Source organism: Neisseria sp. P0022.S010 (genome assembly GCF_051956635.1).
In genome coordinates this window covers 1-16,459 of record NZ_JBQCXF010000049.1, presented here as the reverse complement: position 1 = coordinate 16,459, position 16,459 = coordinate 1, and the positions used below count along the sequence as shown (strand labels likewise).

The 16,459-nt window shown below is 51.4% G+C and carries 14 protein-coding genes, 1 tRNA gene and 1 pseudogene; 12 read left to right on the top strand and 4 right to left on the bottom strand.

Features of this window, described 5'->3' with window-relative positions; all coding sequences use genetic code 11:
• The first annotated feature begins 50 nt into the window (after positions 1 to 50).
• The 4 genes from ACTHUT_RS07220 to ACTHUT_RS07205 all read left to right on the top strand — a co-directional run bounded on the left by ACTHUT_RS07220 (position 51) and on the right by ACTHUT_RS07205 (position 4,558).
• Entirely contained in the window at positions 51 to 1,523 is a 1,473-nt protein-coding gene (locus ACTHUT_RS07220; protein ID WP_440386201.1) for a S41 family peptidase, read from the top strand.
• A 90-nt stretch (positions 1,524 to 1,613) separates the two neighbouring features.
• Positions 1,614 to 2,150 carry a hypothetical protein gene (locus tag ACTHUT_RS07215; protein ID WP_440386200.1) on the top strand — a complete coding sequence of 179 codons (537 nt, stop codon included), beginning with the start codon at positions 1,614 to 1,616 and terminating at the stop codon, positions 2,148 to 2,150.
• A gap of 73 nt (positions 2,151 to 2,223) precedes the next feature.
• Positions 2,224 to 3,600 carry a DNA repair protein RadA gene (gene radA / locus ACTHUT_RS07210; protein WP_440364292.1) on the top strand — a complete coding sequence of 459 codons (1,377 nt, stop codon included), beginning with the start codon at positions 2,224 to 2,226 and terminating at the stop codon, positions 3,598 to 3,600.
• Between the two features lie 151 nt (positions 3,601 to 3,751).
• The gene (locus ACTHUT_RS07205) at positions 3,752 to 4,558 is read left to right on the top strand and encodes a DUF4198 domain-containing protein (RefSeq protein ID WP_440386199.1); all 807 of its coding nucleotides are present in this window, start codon (positions 3,752 to 3,754) and stop codon (positions 4,556 to 4,558) included.
• Between the two features lie 99 nt (positions 4,559 to 4,657).
• On the opposite strand, the gene ACTHUT_RS07200 is transcribed toward ACTHUT_RS07205, so the two are convergent.
• The 3 genes from ACTHUT_RS07200 to ACTHUT_RS07190 form a co-directional block, all read right to left on the bottom strand.
• Positions 4,658 to 5,152, bottom strand: a complete 495-nt coding sequence (locus ACTHUT_RS07200; RefSeq protein ID WP_082013629.1) for a hypothetical protein — start codon at positions 5,150 to 5,152, stop codon at positions 4,658 to 4,660.
• A gap of 135 nt (positions 5,153 to 5,287) precedes the next feature.
• Complete coding sequence (locus tag ACTHUT_RS07195) at positions 5,288 to 5,848, bottom strand: pseudouridine synthase (protein WP_440386198.1); 561 nt, start codon at positions 5,846 to 5,848, stop codon at positions 5,288 to 5,290.
• Between the two features lie 80 nt (positions 5,849 to 5,928).
• Positions 5,929 to 6,021, bottom strand: a tRNA-Ser gene (locus ACTHUT_RS07190).
• Between the two features lie 199 nt (positions 6,022 to 6,220).
• Between ACTHUT_RS07190 and ACTHUT_RS07185 the strand changes: the two genes are divergently transcribed.
• The 8 genes from ACTHUT_RS07185 to ACTHUT_RS07150 all read left to right on the top strand — a co-directional run bounded on the left by ACTHUT_RS07185 (position 6,221) and on the right by ACTHUT_RS07150 (position 16,057).
• Entirely contained in the window at positions 6,221 to 6,733 is a 513-nt protein-coding gene (locus ACTHUT_RS07185; protein ID WP_223168965.1) for a hypothetical protein, read from the top strand.
• Between the two features lie 52 nt (positions 6,734 to 6,785).
• Positions 6,786 to 7,403: a 4'-phosphopantetheinyl transferase family protein gene (locus ACTHUT_RS07180; protein WP_440386197.1), complete on the top strand. Its 618-nt coding sequence runs from the start codon at positions 6,786 to 6,788 to the stop codon at positions 7,401 to 7,403.
• 93 nt (positions 7,404 to 7,496) lie between these two features.
• Positions 7,497 to 9,815, top strand: coding sequence for an MMPL family transporter (locus tag ACTHUT_RS07175; protein ID WP_440386196.1), 2,319 nt, complete (start codon positions 7,497 to 7,499; stop codon positions 9,813 to 9,815).
• A 133-nt stretch (positions 9,816 to 9,948) separates the two neighbouring features.
• Positions 9,949 to 11,187 carry an NAD(P)/FAD-dependent oxidoreductase gene (locus tag ACTHUT_RS07170; protein WP_314576963.1) on the top strand — a complete coding sequence of 413 codons (1,239 nt, stop codon included), beginning with the start codon at positions 9,949 to 9,951 and terminating at the stop codon, positions 11,185 to 11,187.
• Between the two features lie 97 nt (positions 11,188 to 11,284).
• Positions 11,285 to 11,803 carry a hypothetical protein gene (locus tag ACTHUT_RS07165; RefSeq protein ID WP_440386195.1) on the top strand — a complete coding sequence of 173 codons (519 nt, stop codon included), beginning with the start codon at positions 11,285 to 11,287 and terminating at the stop codon, positions 11,801 to 11,803.
• A gap of 3 nt (positions 11,804 to 11,806) precedes the next feature.
• Complete coding sequence (locus ACTHUT_RS07160; protein ID WP_440386194.1) at positions 11,807 to 13,009, top strand: beta-ketoacyl-ACP synthase; 1,203 nt, start codon at positions 11,807 to 11,809, stop codon at positions 13,007 to 13,009.
• Between the two features lie 172 nt (positions 13,010 to 13,181).
• The gene (locus ACTHUT_RS07155) at positions 13,182 to 15,404 is read left to right on the top strand and encodes an NADP-dependent isocitrate dehydrogenase (RefSeq protein WP_440386193.1); all 2,223 of its coding nucleotides are present in this window, start codon (positions 13,182 to 13,184) and stop codon (positions 15,402 to 15,404) included.
• 59 nt (positions 15,405 to 15,463) lie between these two features.
• Positions 15,464 to 16,057 (top strand): LolA family protein, encoded by a 594-nt coding sequence (locus tag ACTHUT_RS07150; RefSeq protein WP_440386192.1) that lies wholly within the window; start codon positions 15,464 to 15,466, stop codon positions 16,055 to 16,057.
• A 54-nt stretch (positions 16,058 to 16,111) separates the two neighbouring features.
• On the opposite strand, the pseudogene ACTHUT_RS07145 reads toward ACTHUT_RS07150, so the two are convergent.
• A pseudogene (locus ACTHUT_RS07145) lies at positions 16,112 to 16,459 on the bottom strand (ribosome biogenesis GTPase YlqF); the annotation flags it as partial.

The following is a 16,459-nucleotide window of genomic DNA, read 5'->3' as shown; positions in this document are numbered from 1 at the left end:
AGAAAACAAAAACCACTTTGCTTACCGTACACAAAAAGAAAGTCAAACGAATGTCAACAAAATCCACTTTGAAAAAAGTTGCAATCTACACTCTCGGCGCATTTAGCGGCATCGCCCTCAGTCTGAGTGTACAAAGTTTTGCCGCCGAAAAAGACAAAAAAGACAACGAGGCCCTGCCCGTGCAGACCATCCGCACCATGGCAGAAGTGTACGGCCAAATCAAAGCCAACTATTACCAAGACAAACCCGATGCCGAGCTCTTTGAAGGCGCAATGAAAGGCATGGTGTCCGATCTCGATCCGCATTCCGAGTATATGGACAAAAAAGGCTATGCCGAAATGAAAGAATCCACCAGCGGCGAATTCGGCGGCCTGGGCATGGAAATCGGACAAGAAGACGGCTTCGTCAAAGTCGTTGCCCCGATTGAAGATACGCCTGCAGAACGCGCCGGCGTAAAAAGCGGCGACTTCATCGTCAAAATCGACAATACCTCTACCCGCGGCCTGACCGTCAGCGAAGCCGTCAAAAAAATGCGCGGCAAACCGGGTACCAAAATCACCCTGACCCTTTCACGCAAAAATGCCGACAAACCCATTGTCGTCAACCTGACCCGCGCTATCATTAAAGTCAAAAGCGTGCGCCATCATCTGCTTGAAAAAGACTACGGCTACATCCGCGTCTCCCAATTCCAAGAGCGCACCGTTGCCGCGCTCAATGAAGCTGCACAAGCCCTTGTCAAAGAAAACAAAGGCCCGCTCAAAGGCATCATCCTCGACTTGCGCGACGACCCGGGCGGCCTGCTCAACGGCGCAGTCGGCGTATCCGCAGCCTTCCTGCAACCTGACGTAACCGTTGTCAGCACCAAAGGCCGCAACAAAAAAGAAGGCATGGTTCTCAAAGCAACTGCCGAAGACTACATCACCACCAGCGGCAAAGACCCGTTGGCCGGATTGCCTGCCGAGCTGAAAACCATTCCTATGACCGTCCTGATTAACGCAGGCTCTGCCTCCGCTTCCGAAATCGTTGCCGGCGCATTGCAAGACCACAAACGCGCCGTCGTCGTCGGCACACAAAGTTTCGGCAAAGGCTCGGTGCAAACCCTGATTCCGCTTTCCGGCGGCAGCGCAGTCAAATTGACCACCGCGCTGTACTACACGCCAAACGACCGCTCGATTCAGGCGCAAGGCATCGTCCCCGACATTGAAGTCAAAGACAAAGACCGCGCCTTTGAAAGCCGCGAAGCCGATTTGGTCGGTCATATCGGCAATCCGCTGGGCGGCCAAGACGTCAACAGCAGCAACGAAACGCCTGCCAACACAGAAACCAAAGCCGATAAAGATAAGTCTAAAAAAGACAAAGACGAAGACATCTCCAGCCGCCGCATTCCCAATCCGGCCAAAGACGATCAGCTCCGCAAAGCCTTGGACTTAGTGAAAAATCCAGCCGAATGGCAAAAATCTTTGGGCTTAGCAGCGAAAAAACCTGCACCGAAAAAAGATGCGGATAAAGACAGCAAAAAATAAACCCTTCTTTACCCGATAAAAGGCCGTCTGAAAATTTTCCCATTTTCAGACGGCCTATAAACACCTCCCTACTCCAAGGCAAGAACAAACATGAACATTTCCAGACTCATCTTCCCTATCCTGACCGGCCTATTCCTCCTAAACTCCCCGATATCATTGGCAGCCAAACCCGAACAAGCCTCTGAAATGTACATTGCCAACAAAATTACCGGTGAAAACCTACACGGTTTCTGGGGCAATGCAGTCGAAAACGAAGAAGGTGCCCTTATTAACACAACCATCTTTAACCCCGACAACACTGGCACAGACATCGCCATAATGAGTTTCAAAGCCACCAACAAAATCTTCACCATCAGACAGGACTTTAATTGGACATTTGACGAGAAAAAACAAGAAATCCACCAAACCGTAACTGACTATAAAACCTCCATCAACGGCAAAGAAGAACAAAACAAACAAAAAATAGGTGAAAAAAGTACCATAAAAGCCAGAATCCTCATGATCAAAGGCCTGCCCGGCATGTTGGAATTGACTGACAAAGCCAGTGGCAACCAAACCAGCTACTTTAAGCAAGATCCGGATAAAATACTCAACCATCTTGAAAACAGCAAAAAAACACGCCCATAATCTCAAGGCCGTCTGAAAACTTCCCTCACTTTTCAGACGGCCTTCCCACTAAATACTGCGGAAACAAAACACCATGGCAAAAGCCCCCAAAACCATCTACCAATGTTCCGAATGCGGCGGCACTTCCCCGAAATGGCAGGGTAAATGCCCGCATTGCGGCGAGTGGAACACACTTCAGGAAAGCCTGGCCGCGCCTGAGCCGAAAAACGCCCGCTTTCAATCTTGGGCGGCGGACACTTCGACCGTCCAATCCCTCTCCGCCGTTACCGCTACCGAAGTGCCGCGTAATCCGACCGGCATGGGCGAGCTTGACCGCGTATTGGGCGGTGGTTTGGTCGATGGCGCGGTCATCCTGCTCGGCGGCGACCCCGGCATCGGCAAATCCACGCTATTGTTGCAAACCATCGCCAAAATGGCGCAAAGCCGCAAAGTGCTGTACGTTTCCGGTGAAGAATCCGCCCAACAGGTCGCCCTGCGCGCGCAACGTTTGGAACTGCCGACCGAAGGCGTGAACCTGCTTGCCGAAATCCGCATGGAAGCGATTCAAGCGGCATTGAAACAGCATCAGCCCGAAGTCGTCGTCATCGACTCCATCCAAACCATGTATTCCGACCAAATCACTTCCGCCCCCGGCTCCGTATCGCAGGTGCGCGAATGCGCCGCCCAACTGACGCGTATGGCAAAACAGATGGGCATTGCCATGATACTGGTCGGACACGTTACCAAAGACGGCGCGATTGCCGGCCCGCGCGTGCTGGAACACATGGTCGATACCGTGCTGTATTTCGAGGGCGACCAACATTCCAACTACCGCATGATACGCGCCATCAAAAACCGCTTCGGCGCGGCAAACGAATTGGGCGTATTCGCCATGACCGAAAACGGTTTGAAAGGCGTGTCCAACCCATCCGCCATCTTCCTTGCCAGCTACCGCGACGACACGCCCGGCTCGTGCGTTTTGGTCACGCAGGAAGGCAGCCGCCCGCTTCTGGTCGAAATTCAGGCATTGGTCGATGATGCGCACGGCTTTACCCCCAAACGCCTCACCGTTGGCCTCGAACAAAACCGCCTCGCCATGCTGCTCGCCGTCCTCAACCGCCACGGCGGCATCGCCTGCTTCGACCAAGACGTGTTCCTCAACGCCGTCGGCGGCGTCAAAATCGGCGAACCTGCCGCCGACCTCGCCGTCATCCTCGCCATGCTCTCCAGCTTCCGCAACCGCCCCATGCCTGAAAAAACCGTGGTTTTCGGCGAAATCGGTTTAAGCGGAGAAGTCCGCCCTGTCGCACGTGGGCAAGAGCGGCTCAAAGAAGCGGAAAAACTCGGCTTCAAACGCGCCATCGTCCCCAAAGCCAACATGCCGCGCAATGCCAAAGAGTTTCCAAACCTGAAAATCTACGGCGTCAGCAGTTTGCAGGAAGCGATTGACGTCTGTCGTGACGGGGACTAAACCGTTTCGATAATCTGATTCAAAAAACAATCAGCTAAAAGGCCGTCTGAAAGTTTTCAGACGGCCTCTCTTTAAATTTAAATAATTTTGTTATATTATAACGAACGAATTTATTCTATCTTTTCTACACATCGAAAATCGGAGAGGAATCATGAAAAAAACCGCTTTGCTTATCGCATCTGCCTTCCTGTTCAGTACTGCCGCACACGCCCACCGCGTTTGGGTTGAAACCGCCCACACACATGGCGGCGAATACCTTGAAGCCGAATTGGGCTACGGCGAATTCCCGGAGCTCGAGCCCATCGCCAAAGACCGTCTGCACATTTTCAGCAAACCCATGCAACTGGTGACTGAAAAAGGCAAAGAAAACATGATTCAAAAAGGCACATACAATTACCAATACCGCAGCAAACTGCCGGTCAAAGACGGCAGCTATTTGGTAACTGCCGAATACCAACCGACTTTCTGGTCTAAAAACAGCGCAGGTTGGAAGCAGGCAAGCATCAAAGAAATGCCTGATGCAAGCTATTGCGAACAAACCCGTATGTTCGGTAAAAACATCGTCAATGTCGGCCACGAAAGCGCAGATACCGCCATCATCACCAAACAAGTCGGCCAACATTTGGAAATCGTTCCTTTAGACAACCCTGCCAACGTCCACGTCGGCGAACGCTTCAAAGTCCGCGTCCTCTTCAATGGCGAGCCGCTGCCGAACGCCACCGTTACCGCCACATTTGACGGCTTCGACACCAGCGACCGCAGCAAAACCCATAAAACCGAAGCCCAAGCCTTCTCCGATACCACCGATGACAAAGGCGAAGTCAGCATCATTCCATTGCGCCAAGGTTTCTGGAAAGCCAGCGTAGAACACAAAGCCGATTTCCCCGATCAAAGCGTGTGTCAAAAACAGGCGAACTACACCACTTTGACTTTCCAAATTGGCCATACGCATCATTAATACCCAATAACAAAGGTCGTCTGAAAACCGTATTGCAGGGGTTTCAGACGACCTTTTTATCTATATTTTAAAATTAAGATATTTTTGAGAAATAAAATTTTAGTAATCTGTGTAAACAGTTAGGTTACCTGTTCTCCAATGTTCTGTATCCCATGATAGAACATCTGGTAAATCTCTATAAATAGCTCGCTGGTTGAATCTAGGCTGTCCGTCTTTTGTGAACCAATAATTTATTACTGTTGTTGATTTAGGTGGAGAAATTTTTTTCTTTTCGTTTAAAGAGGGTTGCCAGAAATAAATAATCAGTGCTTCAGCCATTTCAAGATAATAACGGCTCGCATTTGCTGGCACAACCACTGTTCCCAACCAAAATTCCTGTTCTCTTGTAATAAGTGGGAGTTTGTGATGATTCCTAAATCTTGAGGAGAAATTTCCTTCTGTAATGCCACAATATTGGATGGAATTATCACCTCTTTCATATTTTTGTTTGCCTGCCGCAAGATACAATCCATTTCTCAACTCTGGATTGTTAGTAATATCATCGTATGAGTATGGACCTTTCCAATTAATAATCAGCGTAGTATGTTCTGACATTTCATAACCTCAGGCAGTAATTTTAAATTTCACAAAAATAAATAAATATTAAATATAAATAACAATATTTAATATTTTATCAGACAATTTCATGGATTAGTATTTTATTATTAATTTTAATTTTAATGATTTTAATCAAGGTTTATACGGCGCAAACTGCCATTGTCCCAATTCCAAATTCAAATCAAACAGATTCAGACGGCCTATTGCCACGCGGACCAAGCGTAAACATGGAAAGCCTGCTTTCGCCGTCATCCTTCGCACTTGGCGGTTTTTCCCTTCCGAAATTTTGATTTCCACCCAAAAATCAGGCACGGACTTGCGCACGCGAATCGGCGGCACGCGCGGCCATAAAACATCTGCCTCACCCTCTTCCAAGACCCTGACCTCAGCCGGACGGGTCACAAAATCGCCCAAATCTACACCACGGCGCAATAAATCCAATTTGGCTTCATCAGGAGAACCCTCCACCTGCGCCCAATAAGTTTTGACCTGCTTGAATTTCGGGTCGGCAATCTGCGCCTGCAAACGGCCATTATTGGTCAGCAGCAGCAAACCCTCGCTGTCCGTATCCAAACGTCCGGCCGGATAGAATCCCGGTTTCTCGACAAAATCCTTAAGGCACGGATGTTTTTCATGTGCAGAAAACTGGCAAATCACGCCATAAGGCTTGTTTAGGATAATCAAATCGTTCATTTCACACTTTCAGACGGCCTTAGATTCCAAGAAATTCCGGATAATAAAAAAGACACCGTATAAACGGTGTCTTTCATATTTGGCGGAGTAAGAGGGATTCGAACCCTCGATGCAGGTTGACCCCACATGCTTCCTTAGCAGGGAAGTGCCTTCAGCCTCTCAGCCATTACTCCTAAGGAAGATCGCAATATACGCCCTCTACCCTCCTTCGTCAAGCATTACCGCCCCAAACTTTCTTAACACCATGAAATCATTTAAATAAAAATATAATATTTTTTACATCATCCTATTTTTATACGGCTTTCATATATGTTAAAATGATTTTGTTTTCTGTAAACCTTTTTTCACACCCCTTATTATAAAGGAGTTCGTATGTTACGTTTTTCTGCTTTGGTTGCCGTATCCGCCCTGATGCTTGCCGCTTGCTCACAATCCGGCAATTCTCAACCATCTACTTCTTCCTCTCAAACTTCTACTCAAAAAACAACTGCCGCCGGTTCTGCCTGCCGCAGCATGGGTGAAGGCCATAAAGTCAATGGCAAAGGTCAAAACGATATTTATATGTGTAAAGTCGATGTAGCTTTGAACTCTGCCGAAGCCAAATCCGCTTTGGACCCCAGCATCCGCGTTCACTACGGCAGCACATCCGGCGCGACTTTGACTTCCCGTCAAATCTCCAACTCAGTCGGCAAAACCCCTGATGAAACCTGCCAACGCGCATTCTTAAGCGCAGTTAAACGCTTCCAAAGTACTGCGCATCGCAAAAAAGCCAAATCCGTTCATCTGGTTAGCTACTTTGACAAAGTAACCAAAGGCGGTAACGAGTACGAATGCCACATCGCTACATTCAACAGCCGTGTGGTTTTGAAAGGCAGCTTCCACTAAGCAATGTCAAAAATGCCGGACTTCAAGATGAAGTTTGGCATTTTTCTATTTTATGGATACGACAACCCTTCACTGCCTGCTGGCCGATCCGTCTTTTGCCGCCTGCTACGACCATGCCTCCCTAAACGCAGCCGATTCCCAACGTTTGGCTGCCACGCCGCAACTGGCGCAGCGTCAAGACTGGCAAGTCAGCCGAGCATTAAAACAGCAAACCGATTTGCCGACTGTATCGCTGAGCCACAGCCAAGGCTTTGCCGCTTTATTGTGTGCGCCTCATCCCTTAACAGCCGGTGTCGATATCGAATTTATCCGCCCGCGCGATTTCAAAGCGCTGTCGGCTTTGGTCTGCACGCAGGAAGAACAAGACTTTTTGGAAACGGCAAACTGGCCGTCTGAAACGTTTTACCGATTGTGGTGTTTCAAGGAAGCCTTGATTAAAGCGGCGAATTTGGATTTCCCGTCAGACATGAAATTGGTCGGCTATATTTTCGATTTGGGACAACCCGTCGGTTTACACGCCGGAAAGCAAACCGATTGGCGCGGTACAAGCGCGATTTTGGCGGATACGATGGCACTTGCCTGCGTTTGGCAGGGAAAAGCCGTCGCCCTGCAATGGCAGTTTTTCGGTTCGCTCAAATCCAATGATTTAATCGACCGGCAAACCATCTAATAACTGACAAAATAATAATAATCTGATTTAATTTACTGTACTTTTACTGATTCCACACACCAACAGCAGCATTTGCAAAAGGCCGTCTGAACGATGAATCTTCGCCTCCTAAACCGCCTCTATACTGCCCTTATCCTGTTTCTTACCCTGTTTTTGGTTTATGCCTTTGCTTCACAAGCGCGTATCCAAACCGATTTGACTGCACTGTTGCCAAGCGAGCAGCAACCCGATGCCTTACTGACGGCCGCGGATAAAGCCGCAGAAGCACAGCTCAATTCGCAAGTCATTTTGCTTGCCGGCAGTACCGATGCCGAAACCGCTTTTCAGACGGCCTCACAAATTGCCGACGCATGGCGCAAGAGCGGCGTATTTGAACAAGTCGACAGCAGCATGACGCCGAATTTGGACAAAGTGCGGGCGGATATGCAGAAACTGGGCTTGGCCGTTTTGCCGCAAGACGAAATCCGCCTGCTGTTTGAGCAGCCGCAAGCCTATTTTCAAGCGCGCGCAGAAGCCGCGGCCAATCCGTTTGCCGCCCCCTCCCCTTTGTCTTTAGAACAAGACTGGCTGGGCTTTGGACGCTTTGTTGCCGACAAAGCCAATCCGCAAAGCCGTTTGCAGTGGGACATGGACAACGGCATGCTGTTTGCCGAAGACCAAGGCAAAACTTGGGTATTTTTGCGCGGACGGCTCGCCGGCGGCGATCAATTTTCCGGCAACGACGCCCTCTTGCCGCTGATGGCACAAAGCCGTCAAATCGCTTCGGAAAACGGCGCGGAAACCTTAAGCGCAGGTGGCGCATTGTTCGCCGCCGTATCCAAAGCAGCCGCAGAAAAAGAAAGCCGGCTGATGAGTATGGTCGGGCTTGGGCTGACCTTTGCGTTGCTGTTGTGGGTCTTCCGCAGCGGCCGCGTATTTTTGCTGTCCTTGCCACTGGCAGCCGGTATGTTGACCGGACTGGCGGTTGCGTTATTAACCTTCGTCGAAGTGCATATCCTGACCATCGTCATCGGCACCAGCTTGGTGGGCATGTTGGTGGATTTCCCGTTGCACTGGCTTGCGCCGTCGGTATTCGGGCCGTCTGAAAAGACCGTTTGGCAGGCCGAATCGGCAATAAAACATGTCTTGCCGAGCTTTGCCGTCAGCCTGACGATTACCGTCTTGGGCTACGCGCTGCTGTGGTTCACCCCTTTGCCTGTACTGCGCCAAACCGCCGTATTTTCAGGCTTTGCCTTATTTGGCGCGTTTGGTGCCACCGTTTTATGGCTGCCGCCGCTGTTTCGCCGCTATCGTGCCAAAACCGTGCCTTTTGCCGCATTAACCGAAAAGCTCTATTCCTTGTCAGGCCGTCTGAAAAACCGCCTGCACAAACGCGGCTGGTTAATCGTGGGCGGAATTTTGCTGGCAGTCGGATTGTGGCGCAGCGACTGGCGTGACGACATCCGTCAATGGGTCAATATGCCGACCGCGATGTTGACAGAAGTACAACAAATCGGCCGGTTGAGCGGTACGGATTTTGGCGGCAAATATTTGGTGGCCGAAGCACAAAGCGAAGATGCCCTGTTGAAGAAAACCGCCGAACTCGGCCACGCCCTGCAGCCCTTAATCGCGCAAGGCAAACTTTCCGGCATCCAATCGCCAGACCAATTCATCCTGGCGACAACGGAACAGCAAAAACTGCAAAATCGCCTGCGCGAATTGACCAAGTTGCCTGATAGCTGGAAACCGCTCACAGAAATCGGTATTCCGCGCAAAACTGTGCGCGATGCCCTGCTGCAAGCCGCCGATACGCAACCATTGTCGCTTTCAGACGGCCTGAATACCGATTTGGCAGAAGCTTGGCGTTCCTTGTATTTGGGCGAAGTGGAACCAGGCCGTTTTGCTGCCGTCGTGCGTTTGAACGGCATGGCCGATGAAGCCGCCGTACGCGCCGCAGTGCAACACGTCTCCGGCATACATTGGGCAGACAAACGCGCCCACTTAAACGAGCTTTTCCACCACACGCGCAATCAGGCCGCATGGTTGAAACTGGCTTCCTATGCCTTGGCATGGCTGCTTTTGTGGAAAATGTTCGGTTTCAAACGCGGCAGCAAAATCCTTGCCGTGCCGCTGGCCGCCGCCATCTGCACCGTTGCCGTACTCGGTTTGGCCGGTATTCCCGTCAGCCTGTTTGCCATGTTCGGCCTGCTTTTAGTGTCCGCCATCGGTGTGGACTATGCCGTCTATGCCGCCACCGCACATCACAGCGCGCCGACAAAATTAGGCGGTATGCTGCTTGCCGCCGCGACAACTGCCATTTCCTTTGCCCTGCTCGCCATCAGCAGCACGCCCGCCGTTGCCGCGTTCGGCATGACGGTTACCATCGGCGTGGCATTCAATATTTGGCTGGCAGGCACATTATTGAAAAATTAGACATAAGATGAAGACGATTAAATTAAGGCGATATTTTGTTTCAACTTCTATCGTCACGTTGTAAGAGGTCGTCTGAAAAACTTCAGACGCTGGTTTAAACATTATTTATCATTAAAATCAAAGGTATTTTAAAATGTCCGTAGAATTTGACGTTGCCGTTATCGGCGCAGGTCCTTCAGGTTCGGTTGCTTCCGCTTTGCTGAACAAACAAGGCTTTAAAGTTTGCGTATTGGAAAAACAACATTTCCCACGCTTTGTCATCGGCGAAAGCCTGTTGCCGCATTGCATGGAAATGTTGGAAGAAGCCGGTTTTGCCGACGCAGTGCATGCCGAACCCAGCTTTCAATTTAAAGACGGCGCTGCGTTTTCATGGGGCAGCCGTTACACAGATTTCAACTTTACTGAAAAATTTTCAGACGGCCCCGGCACCATTTATCAAGTGCGCCGCGGCATCTTCGACAAAATCCTGATTGATGAAGCGGCAAAACAAGGCGTCGATGTCCGCTTCGGACACGGCGTAACCGCGTTTGACAACAGCGGCGATGTGGCACGTTTGAGCGTTGAGACCGATACAGGCGAAAACTATGAATTGACCGCTAAATTCGTTTTGGATGCCAGCGGTTACGGCCGCGTCCTACCCCGCCTTTTGGACTTGGAAAGCCCGTCCGAGCTGCCTCCTCGCCAAGCCCACTTCACGCATATCGACGACAACATCACCAGCCCGAAATTCGACCGCAACAAAATCCTGATCAACACGCATCCGGAACATCGCGATGTCTGGATTTGGCTGATTCCTTTCGGCGACAACCGCTGCTCCATCGGCGTTGTCGGTACGCCCGACAAGCTGGCCGGCGAATCAGAAGCCGTGTTGAAAAAATTTGTGTACGAATGCCCGATGCTGGCGGAAATCTTGGATAAAGCCGTTTGGGAAAACGACTTCCCGTTCCGCTCCATCCAAGGCTACTCTGCCAACGTGAAAACCTTATACGGCAAACATTTCGCCCTTTTGGGCAACGCCGCCGAATTCCTCGACCCCGTCTTCTCCTCCGGCGTAACCATTGCCCTGCACTCTGCCAAACTGGCTGCCGACTTGTTGGCCAAACAACTCAAAGGCGAAGCCGTCGATTGGCAAACCGAATTTGCCGACCAACTGATGATCGGCGTGAACGCATTCCGCACTTATGTAAACGGTTGGTACGATTTCCGCTTCCAAAATGCCATCTACGCGCCCAACCGCAGTCCTGAAATCAGCCGCATGATTTCGTCTATTTTGGCAGGCTACGCTTGGGACACGAACAATCCATTCGTGGAAAAATCCGAGCAACGCTTGTCCACACTTGCCGCATTGGTGGGCGATTTGAAGGTAGAATAAGGACGAATGCCTTTCAGACGGCCTCGCCTGAAAACAGAACAGGCCGTCTGAAAATCTACCCTCATCATTAAATATTTTGACCGATAGATAAAACCTTATGCGATTTATCCCTTTGCTTGCCACACTGCTGCTTTCTGCATGCGCAACCTCGCTCCCTCATCCGCAAACGCTGCCGCCGCTTTCCAAAGAAGGCCAATGGTTCAAACTTGAGCAGACAAATGCGGCGGGGCAAACCGTTCAAACCAATCTCTTGGCAGTCGAGCCTCATTCAGACGGCATCCGCTTTGTCCAAACCGATGCACTGGGCGCGCCGGTATCACGTCAATCGGTCAGCACCAAAGGCTGGAAAAACGACGGCTTTGTGATGCCCAATGCCACTTCGCGCCGACTGTTTGCCGCCTTATTACCGCTTTTGGCCGCCGAACACGCCGCCACGCTTTACCCTGAAGCCCGCCAACAAAATGCCACCCATCAAGGCTTCTGCCCTGACGGCAAAGGCGCGGTGTTCAGCTACCGCGAGCGTGATTTGTGGTGTGTCGCCCACCATTCCGAACAATTCCTCATCGGCTTCCCCGACCAAACTTTCTGGACGGTCAGCCCGATTGCAGAAGACTAATTCATGAATACTCCTGTTTATCTCAGCCGTCCGGCACTGACCAGCGCATTGGGCAGCGGCTTGCAAGTTCATGCCGATGCCTTGCTCACGCCGTCTGAAAACACGCCCCTGACTTTTTCAGACCAATGGGTCAAAGGCAAAACGCATGCTTTCGGTGCAGTCAAAGAAACCCTGATGCCTCTGCCCGACAGCATTCCCGAAGCGCATCGCAGCCGCAACAACCAGCTTATCCTGCACGCGCTTTCGCAAATAGACGGACTGATTCAGACGGCCATTGCCCGTTACGGCAAAGAAAGGGTCGCTGTCGTTACCGGTACGTCCACCAGTGGCGCAGACGAAAATATCCCTTTGTTCCAACACATTGTCCAAGGCGGTGGATGGACGGATGTTCCGTTCAAGCAGCTGCAACACACCATGGCTTCGCCCTCCGAATTTATCGCCCAAGTTTACGGTCTGGACGGCTTGCGCTATACCGTTTCCACCGCCTGCACTTCCGGTGCACGCGCCCTCATCAGCGCAGCCCGGCTGCTTCGTGCCGGATTGTGTGATGCTGTGATTTGCGGCGGCGCAGATACGCTTTCTCCGCTGACGATCAATGGTTTTGCCTCTTTGGAAGTGCTTTCAGACGGCATTGCCAAGCCTTTTTCCGCCAACCGCAACGGCATCAATATCGGCGAAGCGGCCGCATTTTTCGTAATGACGCGCGATGCCGATTTTGACGGCGAAATGCAGTTGCTGGGCTACGGTGCAAGCAGCGATGCCTACCATATGTCTTCTCCCCGCCCTGATGGTTTGGGGGCGGCCCAATCCTTTCAGGCTGCTTTGGATAAAGCCGGTTTGAAAGCGGAAGACATCGGCTGGATCAATCTGCACGGCACCGGCACGCAACACAACGACAGCATGGAAAGCCGGGCCGTTGCCGAAGTATTTGGCAGCCGCACCCTTTGCACCTCAACCAAACCGTCCACCGGTCATACTTTGGGTGCAGCCGGTGCGATCGAAGCCGCGTTTGCCTGGTTGATGGTCAACCGCCAATACAATCCGGAAGGCAAACTGCCGCCCCAACAATGGGACAACGTACCCGATTCCGAGCTGCCCAACATCGCTTTGACCGACGGCAACAGCCGCTGGCCGTCTGAAAAACGCATTGCCGCCAGCTCGTCTTTTGCCTTCGGCGGCAGCAATGCCGTTTTGATTATCGGATAAGTCCTTATATTTAGGCTGTCTTTTCAGACGGCCTTTTTCTTTTCCGCAACTTAAAAAACAATAACATCAAAACAACAACCAAATCCGCCGAAATATGCCATAATAGGCTTAGCACATTTCATCTCGCGATGTGCCCGAAAAGAAAAACTTAACCTACATAGAGAATGAACCCATGACTAAATCCACCATTATCTATACCTACACCGACGAAGCTCCTGCATTGGCCACCCAATCCCTGTTGCCGATTGTGCAGGCGTTTACCCGCCACGCCGATATTGATGTCAAAACCAGCGACATTTCTCTCTCCGGCCGTATTTTGGCGGCGTTCCCCGAATACCTGACTGAAGCGCAGCGCGTACCCGATGCGCTTGCCGAGTTGGGCGAACTGGTGAAACAGCCCGATGCCAACGTGATCAAACTGCCGAACATCAGCGCATCCGTACCGCAACTGACTGCCGCAATTAAAGAATTGCAGTCTAAAGGCTTTGCCGTTCCCGACTATCCTGCCGACCCGCAAACCGATGAAGAAAAAGCCGTACGCGAACGCTACGACCGCATCAAAGGCAGCGCGGTAAACCCTGTCCTGCGCGAAGGCAACTCCGACCGCCGAGCGCCTAAAGCAGTGAAAAACTTTGCGAAAAAACATCCGCACAGCATGGGCGCATGGACGAAAGACTCCAAAACCCACGTTGCCACCATGCAAAGCGGCGACTTTTTCCATAACGAACAATCCGTTACCGTACCCGATGCGACTTCCGTATCCATCGTGTTTACCGACAAACAAGGCAACAAAAAAGAGCTGCGCGAGCCTGTTGCCCTGAAAGCCGGCGAAATCATCGACGCGACCGTGATGAGCAAAAAAGCCCTGCTCGCCTTCCTTGCCGAACAAGTGAAAGACGCGAAAGCAAAAGGCGTTTTGTTCTCGCTGCACATGAAAGCCACCATGATGAAAGTGTCCGACCCGATTATCTTCGGACACGCCGTCAAAGTATTCTTCGCGCCTGTATTTGAAAAATTCGGCGACAAACTGGCTGCCGCAGGTGTCAACGTCAACAACGGCTTCGGCAACCTGCTTGCCAATCTTGACAAACTGGATGCGGACACCCGCGCTGCCGTTGAAGCTGAAATCGCCGCCGTTTACGCCGCCAACCCTGATTTGGCGATGGTCGATTCCGACAAAGGCATCACCAACCTGCACGTTCCTAGCGATGTCATCGTCGATGCTTCTATGCCTGCGATGATTCGTAACTCCGGTCGCATGTGGGACAAAGACGGCAAAGCGCAAGATACCAAAGCCGTCATTCCGGACAGCAGCTATGCCGGTGTTTACCAAGCAACCATCGACTTCTGCCGCGAACACGGCGCGTTCGATCCGACAACCATGGGTACGGTGCCCAATGTCGGTCTGATGGCGCAGGCAGCCGAAGAATACGGTTCACACAACAAAACCTTCGAAATCGAAGCCGACGGTCAGGTTCAAGTCATCGATGCAGCAGGCAATGTCCTGATGCAACACGACGTTGAAGCCGGTGACATCTGGCGTATGTGCCAAACCAAAGACGCGCCGGTTAAAGACTGGGTACAACTCGCCGTCAACCGCGCCCGCCTGAGCAATACACCAGCCGTGTTCTGGCTCGACGAAAACCGTCCGCACGACAAGAGCCTGCTCGCCAAGGTTAAAACCTACCTTGCCGAACTGGATACCGACGGCCTCGACATCCGCGTCCTCGCGCCTGAAGAAGCCGCTAAATTCAGCTTGGGCCGTCTGAAAAACGGCGAAGACACCATTTCCGTAACCGGCAACGTCCTGCGCGACTACCTGACCGACTTGTTCCCGATTTTGGAACTCGGCACTAGTGCGAAAATGCTGTCCATCGTTCCATTGATGAACGGCGGCGGTATGTTTGAAACCGGCGCGGGCGGCTCCGCACCGAAACACGTCCAACAATTCCTCGAAGAAAACCACTTGCGTTGGGACTCTTTGGGCGAATTCCTCGCGCTTGCCGTATCGTTTGAACATCTGGCGCAAAAAACCGGCAATACCAAAGCCCAAGTCCTCGCCGACACGCTGGATGCCGCCACCGAAAAACTGCTGTTGAACGACAAATCGCCCAAACGTAAAGCAGGCGAACTCGACAATCGCGGCAGCCATTTCTACCTCACCCTCTACTGGGCGCAAGAATTGGCGGCGCAAGACAAAGATGCCGAACTGAAAGCCGTATTTGCGCCGTTGGCAGCCGCTTTGACTGCCGACGAAGCCAAAATCGTTGAAGAACTCTCTGCCGTACAAGGCAAAGCAGTCGATATCGGCGGCTACTACGCAGCCAATCCTGAAAAAGCCGCGCAAGCGATGCGTCCGAGCGCAACCTTTAATCAGGCATTGTCAGCCTTATAATTAAAGCAATAAAAGGCCGTCTGAACTTTCAGACGGCCTCAGACCTTATAGGAAACACAATGAAAAAAACCATTCTTTCTCTTACTCTCCTCATCAGCGCTCCGTCCTTGTGGGCATTTTCCCCTGCCGAATTGGCACAAACCCTGCAAAAACCGCAAAACGTGCAAGGCAATTTTGTCCAACAACGCCAGCTCAAATCCCTCAGCAAACCCATGACCACCAGCGGCAGCTTTACCCTTGTCCCACAAAAAGGCCTGCTCTGGAAAATGCAAAAACCATTTGAAACCACCCTGCGCGTGCGTTCAGACGGCATCATGCAATGGAACGGCAGCCAATGGGTCAACCCAAATGCCAGCAAGCTTAACGGCCAAAGCCGCCAAATCAAACTCTTCCTCGACCTTTTGGGCGGCAATACCCAAGGCTTGGAAAAACAATTTGATTTGAAATTAAACGGCAACGAAAAAAAATGGACGTTGACCCTGACTCCGAAAACCGCCATTACCCGCCAAATCTTCAATCGTATCGAAATCAACGGCGATACGCTGGTACGTAAAATCGAATTGGACGAAAAGCAAGGCGACAAAACCACCATGCAGTTCAACCAAATCCAAACCGATAAAGCTCTGGACAGCTTCAGCCGTACCGCCCTGTAATTGTCTATCCCAACAAAAGGCCGTCTGAAAATAGATTTCAGACGGCCTTTTGTATTAATCGGCTGAAGGCTGCTGCCCTTTTCGTTCCGCCTTTCTGGCTTCGCGAATGGCTTTAAGTTCGGCTTCTTTCTGTCTGGCTTTTTTCAGCCAAGCCTCCCATTGGTTTGGCGTTTCCAGCGTGATTCTGCCGATTTTGCCTTCTCGGAAATCGGTCAGGATATTTTCAGCGGCCTTTTGATAGTTGACCCGTCCGCCGCTCAAAACCGCTCCGCGCTTCTTGGCAATCCACTCCAGCCAAGAAGTATCGTCCCAATGGCTGCTTGGATCTTTGTCGGCTTGATAGCGCTCTTGCAACAGGGCCAGATAATGGCGGCGGAGGTAATCCAAAAGCTCAAGCGCCAC

Bases quoted from the DNA above. Each gene is read 5' to 3' on its own strand.
- ACTHUT_RS07185 (WP_223168965.1), top strand. From the start codon at position 6,221: ATGTTACGTTTTTCTGCTTTGGTTGCCGTATCCGCCCTGATGCTTGCC.
- ACTHUT_RS07175 (WP_440386196.1), top strand. From the start codon at position 7,497: ATGAATCTTCGCCTCCTAAACCGCCTCTATACTGCCCTTATCCTGTTT.
- ACTHUT_RS07170 (WP_314576963.1), top strand. From the start codon at position 9,949: ATGTCCGTAGAATTTGACGTTGCCGTTATCGGCGCAGGTCCTTCAGGT.
- ACTHUT_RS07215 (WP_440386200.1), top strand. From the start codon at position 1,614: ATGAACATTTCCAGACTCATCTTCCCTATCCTGACCGGCCTATTCCTC.
- ACTHUT_RS07160 (WP_440386194.1), top strand. From the start codon at position 11,807: ATGAATACTCCTGTTTATCTCAGCCGTCCGGCACTGACCAGCGCATTG.
- ACTHUT_RS07205 (WP_440386199.1), top strand. From the start codon at position 3,752: ATGAAAAAAACCGCTTTGCTTATCGCATCTGCCTTCCTGTTCAGTACT.
- ACTHUT_RS07165 (WP_440386195.1), top strand. From the start codon at position 11,285: ATGCGATTTATCCCTTTGCTTGCCACACTGCTGCTTTCTGCATGCGCA.
- ACTHUT_RS07195 (WP_440386198.1), bottom strand. From the start codon at position 5,848: ATGAACGATTTGATTATCCTAAACAAGCCTTATGGCGTGATTTGCCAG.
- radA (WP_440364292.1), top strand. From the start codon at position 2,224: ATGGCAAAAGCCCCCAAAACCATCTACCAATGTTCCGAATGCGGCGGC.
- ACTHUT_RS07200 (WP_082013629.1), bottom strand. From the start codon at position 5,152: ATGTCAGAACATACTACGCTGATTATTAATTGGAAAGGTCCATACTCA.
- ACTHUT_RS07150 (WP_440386192.1), top strand. From the start codon at position 15,464: ATGAAAAAAACCATTCTTTCTCTTACTCTCCTCATCAGCGCTCCGTCC.
- ACTHUT_RS07180 (WP_440386197.1), top strand. From the start codon at position 6,786: ATGGATACGACAACCCTTCACTGCCTGCTGGCCGATCCGTCTTTTGCC.
- ACTHUT_RS07220 (WP_440386201.1), top strand. From the start codon at position 51: ATGTCAACAAAATCCACTTTGAAAAAAGTTGCAATCTACACTCTCGGC.
- ACTHUT_RS07155 (WP_440386193.1), top strand. From the start codon at position 13,182: ATGACTAAATCCACCATTATCTATACCTACACCGACGAAGCTCCTGCA.